This is a genomic window from Nocardioides hankookensis (genome assembly GCF_042658885.1).
In the GTDB taxonomy this organism is placed as follows: domain Bacteria; phylum Actinomycetota; class Actinomycetes; order Propionibacteriales; family Nocardioidaceae; genus Nocardioides; species Nocardioides hankookensis.
The window spans coordinates 144,741-159,160 of the sequence record NZ_JBHSRJ010000009.1; the positions used below are offsets into that span (position 1 = coordinate 144,741).

17 protein-coding genes and 1 tRNA gene are annotated in these 14,420 nt (G+C 70.6%); 9 read left to right on the forward strand and 9 right to left on the reverse strand.

Features of this window, described 5'->3' with window-relative positions; genetic code table 11:
• Positions 1–18: 18 nt before the first annotated feature.
• The gene (locus tag ACFPYL_RS20100; protein WP_379158546.1) at positions 19–453 is read right to left on the reverse strand and encodes a Fur family transcriptional regulator; all 435 of its coding nucleotides are present in this window, start codon (positions 451–453) and stop codon (positions 19–21) included.
• A 74-nt stretch (positions 454–527) separates the two neighbouring features.
• Between ACFPYL_RS20100 and ACFPYL_RS20105 the strand changes: the two genes are divergently transcribed.
• The gene (locus tag ACFPYL_RS20105; protein ID WP_379158549.1) at positions 528–2,093 is read left to right on the forward strand and encodes a peptide chain release factor 3; all 1,566 of its coding nucleotides are present in this window, start codon (positions 528–530) and stop codon (positions 2,091–2,093) included.
• Between the two features lie 9 nt (positions 2,094–2,102).
• On the opposite strand, the gene ACFPYL_RS20110 is transcribed toward ACFPYL_RS20105, so the two are convergent.
• Positions 2,103–3,329 (reverse strand): Nramp family divalent metal transporter, encoded by a 1,227-nt coding sequence (locus tag ACFPYL_RS20110; protein ID WP_379158551.1) that lies wholly within the window; start codon positions 3,327–3,329, stop codon positions 2,103–2,105.
• A gap of 449 nt (positions 3,330–3,778) precedes the next feature.
• Between ACFPYL_RS20110 and ACFPYL_RS20115 the strand changes: the two genes are divergently transcribed.
• From ACFPYL_RS20115 to tatC, 4 genes are all read left to right on the forward strand, one after another.
• On the forward strand, positions 3,779–4,681 hold the full coding sequence (locus ACFPYL_RS20115; protein ID WP_379158554.1) for a ferritin-like domain-containing protein: 903 nt from the start codon (positions 3,779–3,781) through the stop codon (positions 4,679–4,681).
• Positions 4,682–4,886: 205 nt separating this feature from the next.
• A complete protein-coding gene (locus tag ACFPYL_RS20120) occupies positions 4,887–5,252 on the forward strand; it encodes a sec-independent translocase (protein WP_379158557.1) in 366 nt (121 codons plus the stop codon).
• A gap of 54 nt (positions 5,253–5,306) precedes the next feature.
• Positions 5,307–5,561 (forward strand): twin-arginine translocase TatA/TatE family subunit, encoded by a 255-nt coding sequence (tatA, locus tag ACFPYL_RS20125; protein WP_379158560.1) that lies wholly within the window; start codon positions 5,307–5,309, stop codon positions 5,559–5,561.
• Between the two features lie 9 nt (positions 5,562–5,570).
• The gene (tatC, locus tag ACFPYL_RS20130) at positions 5,571–6,407 is read left to right on the forward strand and encodes a twin-arginine translocase subunit TatC (protein ID WP_379158563.1); all 837 of its coding nucleotides are present in this window, start codon (positions 5,571–5,573) and stop codon (positions 6,405–6,407) included.
• Between the two features lie 16 nt (positions 6,408–6,423).
• Here tatC and ACFPYL_RS20135 read toward each other — a convergent pair whose 3' ends face one another.
• Positions 6,424–6,972, reverse strand: coding sequence for a sugar O-acetyltransferase (locus tag ACFPYL_RS20135; protein WP_379158567.1), 549 nt, complete (start codon positions 6,970–6,972; stop codon positions 6,424–6,426).
• Between the two features lie 253 nt (positions 6,973–7,225).
• Here ACFPYL_RS20135 and ACFPYL_RS20140 point away from each other — a divergent pair, with 253 nt between their 5' ends.
• The 4 genes from ACFPYL_RS20140 (at position 7,226) to ACFPYL_RS20155 (ending at position 10,969) form a co-directional block, all read left to right on the forward strand.
• Complete coding sequence (locus ACFPYL_RS20140; protein ID WP_379158570.1) at positions 7,226–7,792, forward strand: hypothetical protein; 567 nt, start codon at positions 7,226–7,228, stop codon at positions 7,790–7,792.
• Between the two features lie 136 nt (positions 7,793–7,928).
• Entirely contained in the window at positions 7,929–9,533 is a 1,605-nt protein-coding gene (locus tag ACFPYL_RS20145; protein WP_379158573.1) for an alpha/beta hydrolase, read from the forward strand.
• 96 nt (positions 9,534–9,629) lie between these two features.
• On the forward strand, positions 9,630–10,472 hold the full coding sequence (locus ACFPYL_RS20150) for an alpha/beta fold hydrolase (RefSeq protein ID WP_379158576.1): 843 nt from the start codon (positions 9,630–9,632) through the stop codon (positions 10,470–10,472).
• A 50-nt stretch (positions 10,473–10,522) separates the two neighbouring features.
• Entirely contained in the window at positions 10,523–10,969 is a 447-nt protein-coding gene (locus ACFPYL_RS20155) for an ester cyclase (RefSeq protein ID WP_379158579.1), read from the forward strand.
• 201 nt (positions 10,970–11,170) lie between these two features.
• Here ACFPYL_RS20155 and ACFPYL_RS20160 read toward each other — a convergent pair.
• The 6 genes from ACFPYL_RS20160 to ACFPYL_RS20185 all read right to left on the reverse strand — a co-directional run bounded on the left by ACFPYL_RS20160 (position 11,171) and on the right by ACFPYL_RS20185 (position 14,393).
• A tRNA-Ala gene (locus ACFPYL_RS20160) sits at positions 11,171–11,243 on the reverse strand.
• Positions 11,244–11,335: 92 nt separating this feature from the next.
• Positions 11,336–11,950, reverse strand: coding sequence for a histidine phosphatase family protein (locus tag ACFPYL_RS20165; RefSeq protein ID WP_379158581.1), 615 nt, complete (start codon positions 11,948–11,950; stop codon positions 11,336–11,338).
• On the reverse strand, positions 11,940–12,317 hold the full coding sequence (gene rsfS, locus ACFPYL_RS20170) for a ribosome silencing factor (protein ID WP_056150354.1): 378 nt from the start codon (positions 12,315–12,317) through the stop codon (positions 11,940–11,942). Before rsfS ends, ACFPYL_RS20165 begins: the two co-directional genes overlap by 11 nt.
• The gene (gene nadD, locus ACFPYL_RS20175) at positions 12,314–12,952 is read right to left on the reverse strand and encodes a nicotinate-nucleotide adenylyltransferase (protein ID WP_379160858.1); all 639 of its coding nucleotides are present in this window, start codon (positions 12,950–12,952) and stop codon (positions 12,314–12,316) included. The genes rsfS and nadD overlap by 4 nt, the downstream gene beginning before the upstream one ends.
• Positions 12,949–13,089, reverse strand: coding sequence for a hypothetical protein (locus ACFPYL_RS20180; protein ID WP_379158584.1), 141 nt, complete (start codon positions 13,087–13,089; stop codon positions 12,949–12,951). The genes nadD and ACFPYL_RS20180 overlap by 4 nt, the downstream gene beginning before the upstream one ends.
• A gap of 56 nt (positions 13,090–13,145) precedes the next feature.
• A complete protein-coding gene (locus ACFPYL_RS20185; RefSeq protein WP_379158587.1) occupies positions 13,146–14,393 on the reverse strand; it encodes a glutamate-5-semialdehyde dehydrogenase in 1,248 nt (415 codons plus the stop codon).
• Between the last annotated feature and the right edge of the window lie 27 nt (positions 14,394–14,420).

Genomic DNA, 14,420 nt, shown 5'->3' on the forward strand with positions numbered 1-14,420 from the left:
ACGCTCTTCATTGGGGGGTCAGTGGTCAGTACGTGCTGCGGAGCAGGTGGGGCACAGGCCCCAGTAGACGACCTCGGCCTCGTCGATCGTGAAGCCCGAGTCGTCGGACGCGGTCAGGCAGGGCGTGTGGCCGACGGCGCAGTCGACGTCGGCGATCGCGCCGCACGAGCGGCACACCACGTGGTGGTGGTTGTCGTCCACCCGGGACTCGTAGCGCGCGACCGAGCCGGACGGCTGGATCCGGCGTACGAGACCGGCGGCGGTGAGGGTGTGCAGCGAGTCGTAGACGGCCTGGTGGGAGACCTCGGGGAGCTCGCGGCGTACGGCGCCGATGATCGACTCGGTGTCGGCGTGCGGGTGCGCGTGCACCGCGCCCAGCACGGCCACCCGCGGTCGCGTCACGCGGAGCTCGGCGCCGCGCAGGGCCTCCTGGAACTCCTGGGACGTGGTCATGCCGGCAGTCTTGCGCGCTTTCTTGAACGAGTCAAGAAACGTCGGAGACGTGTCCCGGTCGGTAGGTTTCTCCGGTGTCCGACACCCGCCCCCGCCGTACCTTCGCGGTGATCAGCCACCCTGACGCCGGCAAGTCCACGCTCACCGAGGCCCTCGCGCTGCACGCGCGGGTGATCACCGAGGCGGGCGCCGTGCACGGCAAGGGCGGGCGCCGCGCGACCGTCTCCGACTGGATGGAGATGGAGAAGGCGCGCGGCATCTCGATCACCTCGGCGGCGCTGCAGTTCGACTACCGCGACCACGTCGTCAACCTGGTCGACACCCCCGGCCACAGCGACTTCTCCGAGGACACCTACCGCGTCCTGTCCGCGGTCGACTCGGCCGTGATGCTGGTCGACGCGGGCAAGGGGCTCGAGCCGCAGACCCTCAAGCTGTTCAAGGTGTGCGCGCTGCGTGGCATCCCGGTGATCACGGTCATCAACAAGTGGGACCGCCCCGGCCTGGCGGCGCTCGAGCTGATGGATCTGATCGAGCAGCAGATCAAGCTGCGCCCCACTCCCCTGACCTGGCCCGTGGGCGAGGCCGGCGACTTCCGCGGCGTCCTGGACCGGCGTACGGGCGAGTTCGTGAAGTACACCCGCACCGCCGGCGGCGCGACCCGCGCGCCCGAGGTGCGAATGCCGGCGTCCGAGGTCGGCGAGGCGGACCTCGCGGTCTGGCAGGACGCCGTCGAGGAGCACGAGCTGCTCTCGGCCGACGACGCCGATCACGACCAGGCCGCGTTCCTGGCCGGTCGCACGACGCCGGTCATGTTCGCCTCGGCCCTCCAGAACTTCGGAGTCGCCCAGCTCCTCGAGCTGCTGCTCGACCTCGCCCCGGCGCCGCACGCGACCCTGGGCGTCGACGGCTCGGTGCGCGAGGTGTCCGACGACTTCAGCGCCTTCGTCTTCAAGGTGCAGTCCGGCATGAACGCCGCGCACCGCGATCGGCTGGCCTACGCCCGCGTCGTGTCGGGCACGTTCGAGCGCGGCATGATCGTGACGCACGCCGCCAGCGGCCGGCCGTTCGCGACGAAGTACGCCCAGGCCGTCTTCGGCCGGGAGCTCTCGTCGATCGAGGAGGCCTTCCCCGGCGACATCATCGGCCTCGTCAACGCCCAGGCGCTGCGCGTCGGCGACACGATGTACGTCGGCGACCCCATCGAGTTCCCGCCGGTCCCGTCGTTCGCGCCCGAGCACTTCATGACCGCCACGGCCGCCGACATCGGCCGCTACAAGCAGTTCCGCAAGGGCATCGACCAGATCGACCAGGAGGGCGTCGTCCAGGTGCTCCGCTCCGACCTCCGCGGTGATCAGAGCCCGGTGCTCGCCGCCGTCGGCCCGATGCAGTTCGAGGTCGTCCAGGAGCGGATGACCAACGAGTTCAACTCGCCCATCCGCCTGTCCCGGCTCGACTACCAGCTCGCCCGCCGTACGGACGCCGCCGGTGCGGCCGCCCTCTCGGGCGCCCGTGGCTGCGAGGTCCTCCAGCGCTCCGACGGCACCTACCTGGCGCTCTTCGTCGACAAGTGGCGCGCCGGCACCACCGCCCGCGACAACCCCGACGTGATGCTCGAGGAGCTGCCCGCGGGCGGTGTCTGAGTCCTCTCGTCAGAAGGTCAGCGCGATCAGGGCCCCGTTGAGGGCGATGATCACCGCGGCCACGACACAGGCGGCTCCGGTCGTCGACCGCCGGTTGACGAGCGCACCCATGAGGTCGGCGCGGCGGGTGAAGAGGATCAGCGGGACGAGGGCGAACGGGATCCCGAAGGACAGGACCACCTGCGACAGCACCAGGGCCTGGGTGGGATCCGCACCAGCCGCCAGGATCACGAGGGCCGGGGCCAGGGACGCGAGCCGGCGCAGGGTGAGCGGGAGCCGGCGCCGCAGGAATCCCTCCATGACGACCTGACCGGACAGCGTCCCCACGCTCGACGCCGCGAAGCCCGACGCCAGCAGGCCGATCGCGAAGATGAGGGCCGTGCCCTCCCCCAGGCTCATGCCGAGGGCCTCGTGGGCCCCCTCGATCGTCGTGATGCCGGTGCCACGCAGCGCGCTCGCCGCGATCAGGAGGAGGGCGAGGTTCATCAGGCCGGCGATCGCCATGGCGGACACGACATCGACGCGCTGGCCACGCAGGAGCGCGCGACGCTGGGCCTCGGTACGGATCGTGTAGCGGTCCGTCGTCAGGCTGCTGTGCAGGTAGATCGCGTGCGGCATCACGGTGGCACCGAGCATGCCGGCGGCCAGCAGCACCGAGTCCGCTCCGTCGAAGCGCGGCGCCAGCCCGCCTGCGACCGCAGCCGGGTCCGGACCTCCGAGCACCAGGTCGTAGACGAATCCGACCAGGATCACCCCGAGGAGCCCGGTGATGGCGGCCTCGAAGGGGCGGTGGCCGCGAGACTTCAGACCCAGCAGTGCGAAGGCGACGAGCGCCGTGATCGCACCTCCGGCCACCAGCGGGACGCCGAACAGCAGCTGCAGGGCGATCGCTCCCCCGACGACCTCCGCGAGGTCGGTCGCGACGGCGACCAGCTCCGCCTGCACCCACAGGCCCCGGACCACGGGACGAGGGAGCTGCTGACGGCACAGCGCCGGCAGGCTCAGCCCGGTCGCGATCCCGGTCTTCGCCGACAGGTACTGGATCAGCATGGCCATCAGGTTGCTGGCGACGACCACCCACACCAGGAGGTAGCCGTACCTCGACCCGGCGGCGAGGTTCGTCGCGAAGTTGCCGGGGTCGACGTACGCGATGGCCGTGACGAAGGCCGGTCCCAGCAGCGGCAGCGCGCTGGGCGCGCGCACCCGCGAGACGAGCTGTCGGCGTTCCTGGTACATCGTCGCGAATTCCCTCTAGCAGGATCGGGGTCAATTGATCGCCCGCGACGCCAACGATGAGGGAAATACCCGGCAATATCAAGCGCACGGGTCAAGTGCCTATTTCGCCGATTGTTATTCGGAGCCGATGGTGGATCGGATTGTCAGATAAATGTTTTTCTCAGGAAACAAACCCTTTTCATCCGCCGCGAAGTGCGTATCGTCAATCACAGTTCAGCCCCGTGGTTGAGAGGGTTTGAGGTTCTTCACACCTTCGGAGCGAGCGGCTGCAACGGGACGCCAATTTACCGCGCCCCGTCTCGGACACGCAATTTGGGAGGTGCACGACTTTCCACCAGCTCGGCCGACCAGAAAAGGGTGGCCTCACTCCTATCGATGCATCGCGTGATGGTCCCCAAGAATTCCACAATCATGGAGATGACATGTTCGGAAAGACCGTTGTTCGAGACATGATCAACCGCAGCGCGGAGAACGAGACGGACCGCCGTCTGTTCCTGAAGTCCGCAGGTGTGGCCGGGCTGGGCGCGGTGGGAGGCACGGCGCTCACCGGACTCGGTGTCAGCGCCGCCTCGGCGGCAGCACCCAGCGACGGGGCGATCCTCAACTTCGCCCTCAACCTCGAGTACCTGGAGGCGGAGTTCTACTCGCACGCCGCCTTCGGTCACGGGCTGGACGGCAGCCTCACGACCGGCAAGGGACGTCGGGGCGGCGTCGTCGGTGGCCGCAAGGTCCACTTCGAGAACCGCAAGATCCGGCGGATCGCGACCGAGATCGCGCACGACGAGGTCGCGCACGTGAAGTTCCTGCGCTCGGCCCTCGGCGGCGCCAAGGTCGCGCGCCCGCAGATCGACCTCAAGCACAGCTTCACCGCGGCCGCCCAGGCGGCCGGGCTGATCGGCAAGAACCAGACGTTCGACCCGTTCGCCAACTCGGCGAACTTCCTGCTCGCTGCGTTCATCTTCGAGGACGTCGGCGTGACGGCGTACAAGGGAGCAGCCCCCCTGATCAGCAACAAGACCTACCTCGGGGCTGCCGCCGGCATCCTCGCGGTCGAGGCCTACCACGCCGGGATCGTGCGGGACTCGCTCTACGACATGGGCCTGAGGGGAGCCGCCAACAAGATCAGCAACGCTCGTGACTCCCTGGACGGCAAGCGCAACGACGACCAGGGCGCACGCGGCAAGGGCGGCAGCGCGAACCTGGTGCCCACGGACAAGAACAGCATCGCCTTCGGGCGGTCCGCGGACCGCGTGCTCAACGTCGTGTACCTGAACCCGAAGAAGGTCGATCGGGGCGGGTTCTACCCGCGCGGCGTCAACGGCGCCATCTCCGTCAGCGGCGGCTCGAAGTAGGCGATGACATGACCTGGCAAGAGATCATCGGCGCCCTGGCGCTGGTCCTGGTCTACGTCCGCCTGGGCTCCATGCTGGTGCGCCCGCCGCACCGGCAGGCCGCCCGCCAGCGCGTGCGCTGAGTCCCGACCCGTCCGGGGCCGGCCACGGCCGGCCCCGGACGGGACGGGTCGCTGCTCTCACTACCCACGAGGAGTTGACGATCATGTTCGGCATTGGACTGCCCGAGCTCGCCGTGCTGGCGTTCGTCGCCGTGCTGTTCTTCGGTCCCGACAAGCTGCCCGACCTGGCCCGCCAGTCGGCCGGGCTCCTGCGCCGCGCGAAGAGCCTGGCCGACGGCGCCCGCGACGAGCTGCGCGATCAGCTCGGCCCCGAGTACGCCGACCTGGAGCTGCGCGACCTCGACCCCCGGTCGATCGTGCGCAAGCACGTGAGCGCGGCGTTCGACGACGACCTCGGCGACGTCCGCGACCTCAAGGAGCGCTGGACCGACGACGAGGACGACCGGGACGACAAGCCCGTCGGTCGCCCGACCGCCGCCGCGATCCCCACGTACGACGAAGCAACCTGATCCACCACCCGAACTGCGATGTCGCGGGGTGAACCCCGCGAGAGACGAGGAACCATGTACCCGTTCGCCATCGGCGGCCTCGGCGGCCCCGAGCTCCTGATCATGCTCGCCGTGCTGCTGCTGCTCTTCGGCGCTGCCAAGCTGCCTGAGCTCGCTCGCGGCAGCGGCCGCGCCCTGCGGATCTTCAAGGCCGAGACCAAGGGTCTTCTGGACGACGACGAGCCCGACCCGCTGCCGACCGCTCAGGCTCCGAACGCTGAGGGCGCCGACGTGATCGGCGCCGAGCGTCTCCCCCGCGACGCCCGCTGAGGCGAGATCGTGTCCGTCACCAGCACTCTCGGACTTCTGAGCACCCGTCCTCGCCGGCCGGTCGGCGAGGACGGGCGGATGGCCCTGGGCGACCATCTCAGCGAGCTGCGCGCGCGGATGATCAGGTCCGTGCTGTGCCTCGTCGTGGCCTTCGGCGTCACGCTGTTCTTCTACGACCAGCTCCTCGACCTGGTGCTCCGCCCCTACAACGCGGCGCGAGTCACCCTCGGCGCTGACACCCAGACGACCGCGTACGTCGCGGGTGCCACCGGACCGCTGATGCTCCAGCTGAAGCTGTGCGGCGTGGCCGCGGTCGTCGTCTCGAGTCCCTACTGGCTGCACCAGGTCTGGGCCTTCATCGTGCCTGGCCTGAAGGCCCAGGAGCGCCGGTGGTCGCGGGTCTTCGGTGCGTTCGCCGGCACCCTCTTCATCGCCGGTGTGACCACCGGCTACTACGTGCTCCCCAAGGGACTCGAGGTGCTGATCGGGTTCACCCCCGACGGACTGCAGAACCTGGTCGAGTTCGGGGACTACTTCTCCTTCCTCACCCGCATGCTGCTCGTCTTCGGCGTGGCCTTCGAGATCCCGCTCTTCGTGATCATGCTGAACCTCATCGGGGTCGTGTCAGGGCGCGCGCTCGGCCGCTACCGGGCGTGGATCGTGTTCGGGACGTTCCTCTTCGCCGCGGTCGCCACCCCGTCGACCGACCCGTTCTCCATGTGCTTCCTGGCCTTCCCGATGCTGGTCCTGTTCCTGGTCGCCGAGGTGATCGCACGGGTGGTCGACGCGAGGCGGACCCGTCACGATGACGCGGACTGGGCCGACGACGAGCTCTCCGAGCTCTGACGCGACGTCTGGGCCGTCAGCGGCCCAGGCGTCGCCGCTCGACCACGCTCGTGCCGGTGACGACGCTCATCGGGGGCACGTCCTTCGCCACGGTCGTCCCGGCGCCCACGACGGAGCCGCGACCGATCGTGACGCCTGGGGCGATGGTCGCCGCGGCGCCGATCCAGACGTCGTCCTCGATGACGATCGGGGCGTGCGTGAGGGCGTCGTACCTCTCGGCGAGCTCGACGGGGTGGCCGGCGGTGCTGAGGGTGACGCCGGGGCCCGCCAGGACGCGGTCACCGATGCTGATGCCACCGAGGTCGAGGAAGTAGCAGCCCTGGTTGATGAACACCTGCTCGCCGAACCTCGCTCCGAGGCCGTGGTCGCAGTAGAACGGCGGCAGGATCGTCAGCGACTCCGGGACGTCGCCACCGAAGATCTCGGTGAGCAGCGCCCGGCGTCCGTCGAGGTCGTCGAACGCCAGCAGGTTGAGCCGCGCGGACAGCGCCATCGCGACCTGCACGCGCTCGGCCACCGCCCGCGACTCCGGCGTACGACGCGGGATCCGTTGCTCGTTCTGCACGCGCCGATGCTGGCACGTCGGATGGCTCAGGTCCCGGCGACGTGCCAGGGATGGGTGCAGCCGCAATCGAGCGAGAGCGACTCGGCAGTCGGCCGCGGCTCGGGGCAGTGCGGGCGGACGCCCCACAGGCGCGCGGCCCAGGACGACCGGGGTGCCTTCGCGACGTGCCCGCACTCGGGACACCTGTCCATCGCTCCACGGTAGCCCGCGCCCGGACGTTGACCGGGTCGGTCGTGACGGCGATCGTGTCGGCATGACGCGGTACGCCGACTACGAGCCCGAGGGCACACCGATCGGCCGTGTCGTGGTGCTGCCGGGCCGGCGCTACACGCCCGACGGGCCGCTTCTCTTCTTCGCCGCCCAGACCGCGTTGATGCGGGGCTGGGCGGTGCGCCAGGTGTGGTGGGACGTGCCGTCGTTCGACGACGACGCCGCCGAGGTCAGGTGGGTGGGCGTCCAGCTGGCCGCCGCCGTCGAGGAGTACGACGGGCGGGTGCTGGTCGTCGCGAAGTCGCTCGGCACCCTGGCGGCCGAGGTCGCCGCGGCCCGCGCGTACGACGCCGCCTGGCTGACTCCCCTGCTCACCGAGCCGGACGCGGCTTCGGTGCTGACGTCGTACCCCGCCGAGCAGCTCGTGGTCATCGGCGACCAGGATCCCTACCTCGACCGCGACGTGCTGGAGCGGCTGCCCGGCGAGCACCTCGTGGTCCCGGGCGACCACATCCTCCGGGTCGAGGGCGACCCGGGCGCGATGGCGGCGAGCCACGAGACGGTCGTGCGGGCGTTCGACACGTGGCTGGGGCGACGCTCGCGCCCGTGACCTCGTCAACCGCTCCCGGCGATGTTGTCCGATCGCACCAACCGTTGGGTCGATTCTTGGCCCGTTGACCCGGTCGTGGCCCGACGGCTCCGGCAAGCATGGAGGTCCTCCCCCTTCTCGGACCCTGGAGGATCAGATGCTCGTACGACGCCGCTGGCGCGTGCTGCTGGTCGCGATGACGGCGACCGCGACGCTCGCGACCGACCTTCCGGCGGCCGCGGCCACGCTGCCGGCGCCGGTCCCCACCACGGCTCCCGCCGTGACCTGGCACGCGTGTGCCGGCCCCGGCCAGGCCGGCTTCGAGTGCGCGACCCTGCGGGTGCCGCTGGACTACGACCGGCCCCGCGGCCGCCAGATCGAGCTCGCGCTGCTGCGCAAGCCGGCCGGCGACCGCGCCCACCGCGTCGGGTCGATCATCTTCAACCCCGGGGGTCCCGGCGGCGGCGGTGTCGGCGCGCTGCCGACCATGTACGACCACGTCCCGGCCCAGCTGCGCGCCCGCTTCGACGTCGTCACCTTCGACCCACGTGGCATCGACGGGAGTGACCAGCTCCAGTGCTTCGCCTCCACACGCAAGGAGGCGGAGCTCTTCGCGCCCCTCGGCCCCAGCGGGATGGCCGTGACGCCGCGCGAGCAGGCTCAGGCCGTCCGGGTCCTCCGCACCTACGCCGCCGCCTGCGCGCGACGTGGCGGGCCGATCCAGGACCACATGGGGACCGCCGACGTCGCCCGCGACATGGACCGGCTCCGACGGGCGTTGGGCGAGGCGAAGTTCGACTACTACGGACCGTCGTACGGCACCTACCTGGGCGCCACCTACGCCAACCTCTTCCCCGGTCGGGTGGGTCACCTGGTGCTCGACGGTGCCGCCTCGCCGGTGCAGTGGAACGACGCCGCCCGTGGAAGGCGGATGCAGACCTTCGGACGGATCGACTCGCCCCGAGGCACGCAGACCGCCATGCGCCTGATGCTCTCGGAGTGCGGCAAGGTCGGGGCGTCGCGCTGCGCCTTCACCGCGGGCACGCCGGCCGCGACGCGGGCGAAGTACCGGACGCTCCTCGAGCGCGTCCACCGCCGGCCGGTGAGCGTCGACGGCACCGTCTTCGACTACCGCACCACGGTCTGGTACGCCGCCGGCGGGCTGGCCGTGATGGCGCCCGACGAGACCCTCGGCGCGAGCGGGTGGCGGGGACTCGCTGCCGACCTCCAGGCGGTCTGGCGGGCGAGCTCGCGCCGGGGCGGTGCGAGCACGACGCACCTGACGCGGGCCCCGTCGGACCCGAGCCTGGCTGTCGTCCAGGCCGGGGTGCGTGAAGGTCGCGACGGGGTGCTGTGCGGGGAGAGCCCGAACCCGCGCGACCTCACGACGTACGGCGCGCAGGCCCGCCGGCTGAACCGCACCCAGTCCCCTCTGGGCTTCGGCTACCTCTGGTCGTGGCTGGCCGCCTCCTGCGCGGAGTGGAAGGGGCGCAACCAGGATGCGTACCGCGGGCCGTGGAACCGCTCGCCGGTCCCGATCCTGGTGATCGGCACCCTCGCCGACCCCAACACCGCCTACGTCAGCTCGAAGCGGATGACCCGGCAGCTCGGCAACGCCCGGCTGCTCACCGAGACCGGCGGCGGCCACACCGCGCTGCTCAACCCGAGCACCTGCGTCAACGACGCCGTCGAGCGCTTCTACCTCACCGGCCAGCTCCCGGCGGGCGGGACCGTCTGCGACCAGGACGAGGCGGCGTTCTGAGGACGACGCGCCCACGATCAACATCCACTTCCCGACCCGACGCCTGCCTACAGACGTCGCCGCCTGACAACCACACCTCAACGAAGGAGCACGACCATGCCGTACATCACCGTCGACCACGAGAACAGCACCGACATCGACCTCCACTACACCGACCACGGCGCCGGAACGCCGGTCGTGCTCATCCACGGCTACCCGCTCGACGGGAACAGCTGGGAGCTGCAGTCGCGAGCGCTGATCGCCGCAGGTCACCGCGTGATCACCTACGACCGCCGCGGGTTCGGCCGCTCCACCCACGCCGGGACCGGCTACGACTACGACACGTTCGCCGCCGACCTCGACGCCGTGCTCCAGGCGCTCGACCTGCGCGACGTCGTCCTGGTCGGTTTCTCCATGGGCACCGGGGAGCTCGCCCGCTACGTGCGCAACCACGGGCACGAGCGCGTCGCGAAGCTGGCGTTCCTCGCCTCGCTGGAGCCCTTCCTCCTGCAGACCGACGACAACCCCGACGGCGTGCCCGGCGAGGTCTTCGAGGGCATCGCCGCCGCTGCCCGCGCCGACCGGTACGCCTGGTTCACGCAGTTCTACGGCGACTTCTACAACCTGGACGACACCCTCGGGAGCCGGATCAGTCAGGAGGTGGTCACCGCCAGCTGGAACACCGCTACGCAGAGCGCTCCGATCGCCGCCTACTCCGTCGTCCCGGCGTGGCTCGAGGACTTCCGCGCCGACGTCGAGGCGGTCCGTGCCGCAGGCAGGCCCTCGCTGATCCTGCACGGCGACGCCGACCGCATCCTGCCGATCGACGCCACCGGCCGGCGGTTCCACGAGGCGTTCCCCGAGGCCGAGTACGTCGAGGTCGAGGGTGCGCCCCACGGACTGCTCTGGACGCATGCCGCGGAGGTCAACGAGGCGCTGCTCCGGTTCGTCGCCGGATGATGCGCACCACGACGAAGCGATCGCCACACCACCCGAGAGGAACCGACATCATGGATCCCCACATGGACCGCGACGAGCTCGTCGCTCGGCTGGTTCGCGCCGGCGAGCTCCTGATCTCCGAGGAGCACCACGAGGAGGCCAGCCAGTACTTCGACACCGAGGCCTTCCGCTTCCACGGGCCGGACGGGTTCGAGTCGGACTTCGCCGGGCTGAGCTCCTACTTCGCGTCCCTGCGCACCGCGTTCGACGACCTCACCATCCGTCGCGGAACGGTGGTCGTGGAGGGCAGCTCGGTCGCCTGTCAGACCTGGATCGAGGGCACCTTCACCAGCACCTTCACCATGTCGCCCGTCGGACCCGTCGAACCGAACGGCGAGCGGGTCGTCATGGACCTGATCAACCTCTTCACCATCGATGAGGTCGGTCGACTCATCGACGAGGTGGTCCGCACCGACAACCGGTCCCTGCTGAGACGGCTCGGCGTCGAGCCAGGCTGATCGGTCGGCCGTTCTGCCGACATCTGATGCCCCGGAAATGCCGAAAGCCGCCCGAAGGCGGCTTCCGATCGGTGGAGCTGAGGGGACTCGAACCCCTGACCCCTGCATGCCATGCCCAGGATCGGCAGAGCCGCTACCAGCTGCGCCCGGCGCAGATCCCCCAGAAATGCCGAAAGCCGCCCGAAGGCGGCTTCCGATCGGTGGAGCTGAGGGGACTCGAACCCCTGACCCCCTGCATGCCATGCAGGTGCGCTACCAGCTGCGCCACAGCCCCATTGCTTCCCCGGGAGCACCAGGGTGACAACTCGCGGAATACTAGCCAACCGTCCGGCCCGAAGCGAAATCGGGGTCCGGCAGGTGGGGCCGTCAGGCGGGAGCGACCCGGTTGTAGGCCCGCATCCGGAGCGCGGCCCCCCGGGCGGGCTGGTCGAGCTCGACCCAGCCGCAGTTGTCGAGGCCGTGCAGGGCCGCGCGCTCGGTGACGGGCCAGCCGAGCAGGACCGGGACGGCGTCGCGGATCGCGGCGCCGTGGGAGACGGCCACGGCGAGCTCGCCGGGAGCGATCGAGGCGAGCAGCTCCCCGAGCACCTCGACCATCCGGGCCGACACGATCGCGGCGGTCTCCCCGCCGGCGACGTCTAAGTTGCCGGTGACGTACTCGGCGTACTCCTCGGGCGCCAGCGCGGCGTACTCGTCGTGGGTGATCCCCTGCCGCCCGGCCAGGAAGTACTCACGCAGGCGCGCGTCGTACGTCGGGTCCAGGCCGGTCTCCTTGGCGACGTACGCCGCGGTCTGGCGGGCCCGGACGCTGTCGGAGGACCAGAGTGCCGCCGGTGCCATCGCGGCGACTGTCACGGCGACGGAGGCGGCCTGGCGGTGACCGTCGTCGTCGAGCTCGGCCTCGAGCTGGCCCTGGACCCGCCGGGCGGCGTTCCAGGCGGTCTGGCCGTGACGCAGGAGAAGGAGGCGCTTAGCGCTCATGCGAGACGACGTCGGCGGGCAGCGGGATCGACGGGCAGTCGCGCCACAGCCGCTCGAGGGCGTAGAACTGGCGCTCCTCCTCGTGCTGCACGTGCACGACGATCTCGCCGTAGTCGATGAGCACCCAGCGGCCGTCGCGCTCGCCCTCGCGGCGCAGCGGCTTGGCGCCGATCTCGCGGAGCTTGTCCTCGATCTCGTCGACGATCGACTTGACCTGGCGGTCGTTGCTCGCCGAGGCGAGCACGAAGGCGTCGCTGATCGCCAGCTGCTCGCTGACGTCGAAGGCGATGATGTTGGAGGCGAGCTTGTCGGAGGCCGCGCGGGCGGCGGCGGTGACGAGCTCGATGGCGTGGTCGGTGGCGGTCATGCCGGGTCCTTGGTGGGGTCCTTGGTGGGGTACAGGTCGTGCTTGGCGATGTACTGGACGACGCCGTCGGGCACCAGGTACCAGACGGGCTCGCCGCGGCGCTTGCGGTCACGGCAGTCGGTGGACGAGATCGCCAGCGCGGGGATCTCGACCATGGTGACCCGGTCGGCGGGGATCCCGGCGAGCGTCGACTCGTCCATGGCGTAGCCGGGGCGCGTGCACCCGACGAACTGGGCGAGCGCGAAGAGCTCCTCCGCGTCGCGCCAGGTGAAGATGTCGGCGAGCGCGTCGGCGCCGGTGATGAAGTAGAGCTCGGCGTCGGGGAACCGGGCCTTGAGGTCCTTCAGCGTGTCGATCGTGTACGTCGGTCCGTGCCGGTCGATGTCGACGCGGGAGACGTTGAAGCGGGGGTTGGCAGCCGTCGCGATGACGGTCATCAGGTAGCGGTCCTCGGCGGGCGAGACGTCGCGGTCCGACTTCTGCCAGGGGTCACCGGTCGGCACGAAGACGACCTCGTCGAGGTCGAACCACGCCTGCACCTCCGACGCGGCCACGAGGTGACCGTGATGGATCGGGTCGAAGGTGCCACCCATGACACCCACCCGGCGGGCGCCCGGCACGAGCCCGGTGGTCAGCTGTGCTCGCGTCCCGCGCCGAAGGCGAGCAGCGCCAGGATCAGCGCCAGCAGGATCGCCAGGGTCACGCCACCGATCAGCCAGTGGTTCGGCACGTTGGGGTTCTCGGTGTGGAGCACGGTGAGCAGCGCGTTCATGGGCGACACCCTACCGGTGGTTTCGAGGCTCGCTCCGCTCGCACCTCAACCAACGATCAGCGCACGTGGCCGTCGCCGGTGACGACGTACTTGGTCGACGTCATCTCGGGCAGCCCCATCGGCCCGCGGGCGTGCAGCTTCTGCGTGCTGATCCCGATCTCGGCACCGAAGCCGAACTCGCCCCCGTCGGTGAACCGGGTCGACGCGTTGACCAGCACCGCAGCCGAGTCGACGGCAGCCGTGAACCGCCGCGACGCCGTCAGGTCCTCGGTCACGATCGCCTCGGTGTGCTGGCTGGAGAAGCGCCGGATGTGGGCGATCGCCGCATCGAGGTCCGGTACGACGGCCGCGGAGATGTCGAGCGAGAGGTACTCGGTCGCGTAGTCCTCGTCGGTGGCCGCGAGGACCCCGTCGTGGGCCTGGAACGCGGCGTCGCCGTGGATCGTGACGCCGGCATCCTGGAGCGCGGCGACCACGCGAGGGACGAAGGCCTCGGCGACGTCCGCGTGCACGAGCAGGGACTCGGCGGCGTTGCAGACGCTGGTGCGGTGGGTCTTGGCGTTCAGCACGATGGCCAGCGCCTTGTCGAGGTCGGCCGCGCGGTCGACGTACACGTGGCAGTTGCCGACGCCGGTCTCGATGACGGGCACCGTCGACTCCTCGACGACCGAGCGGATCAGGCCCGCTCCCCCGCGTGGGATCAGCACGTCGACGTGGCCGCGGGCGCGCATCAGCGCCTTCACGCTGTCGTGGCTGTCGCCCGGGACCAGCTGGACGACGTCCGGCTCGAGGCCGGCGTCCTCGACCGCGGAGCGGAGCGCGGCGACGATCGCGGCGTTGCTGGAGCGGGCGCTCGAGCTGCCGCGCAGCAGCACGGCGTTGCCGGACTTCAGGCAGATGCCGGCCGCGTCGGCGGTCACGTTGGGGCGGGCCTCGTAGATCATCCCGACCACCCCGAAGGGGACCCGCACCTGGCGCAGCTCCAGCCCGTTGGCCAGGGTGCTGCCGCGGACCACCTCGCCGACCGGGTCGGGCAGCCCGGCGACGTCGCGCAGGCCGTCGGCCATGCCGGCCAGCCGCTCGGGGGTCAGCCGGAGCCGGTCGACGATGTTGGGCGAGGTGCCGCCGGCCTCGGCGCGGTCGACGTCCTCGGCGTTGGCCGCCAGGATCTCGGCCTCGTGGGCGAGGAGCGAGTCGGCCATGGCGTGCAGTGCCGCGTCCTTCTGGGCACGGGTCGCCAGGGCCAGGCCGTGGCTGGCCGCCCGCGCCCGTTCGGCCACCGCGATCACGTCGTGCGAGCTCATCCTCCGAGCGTAGTGGCAACCAAAGAG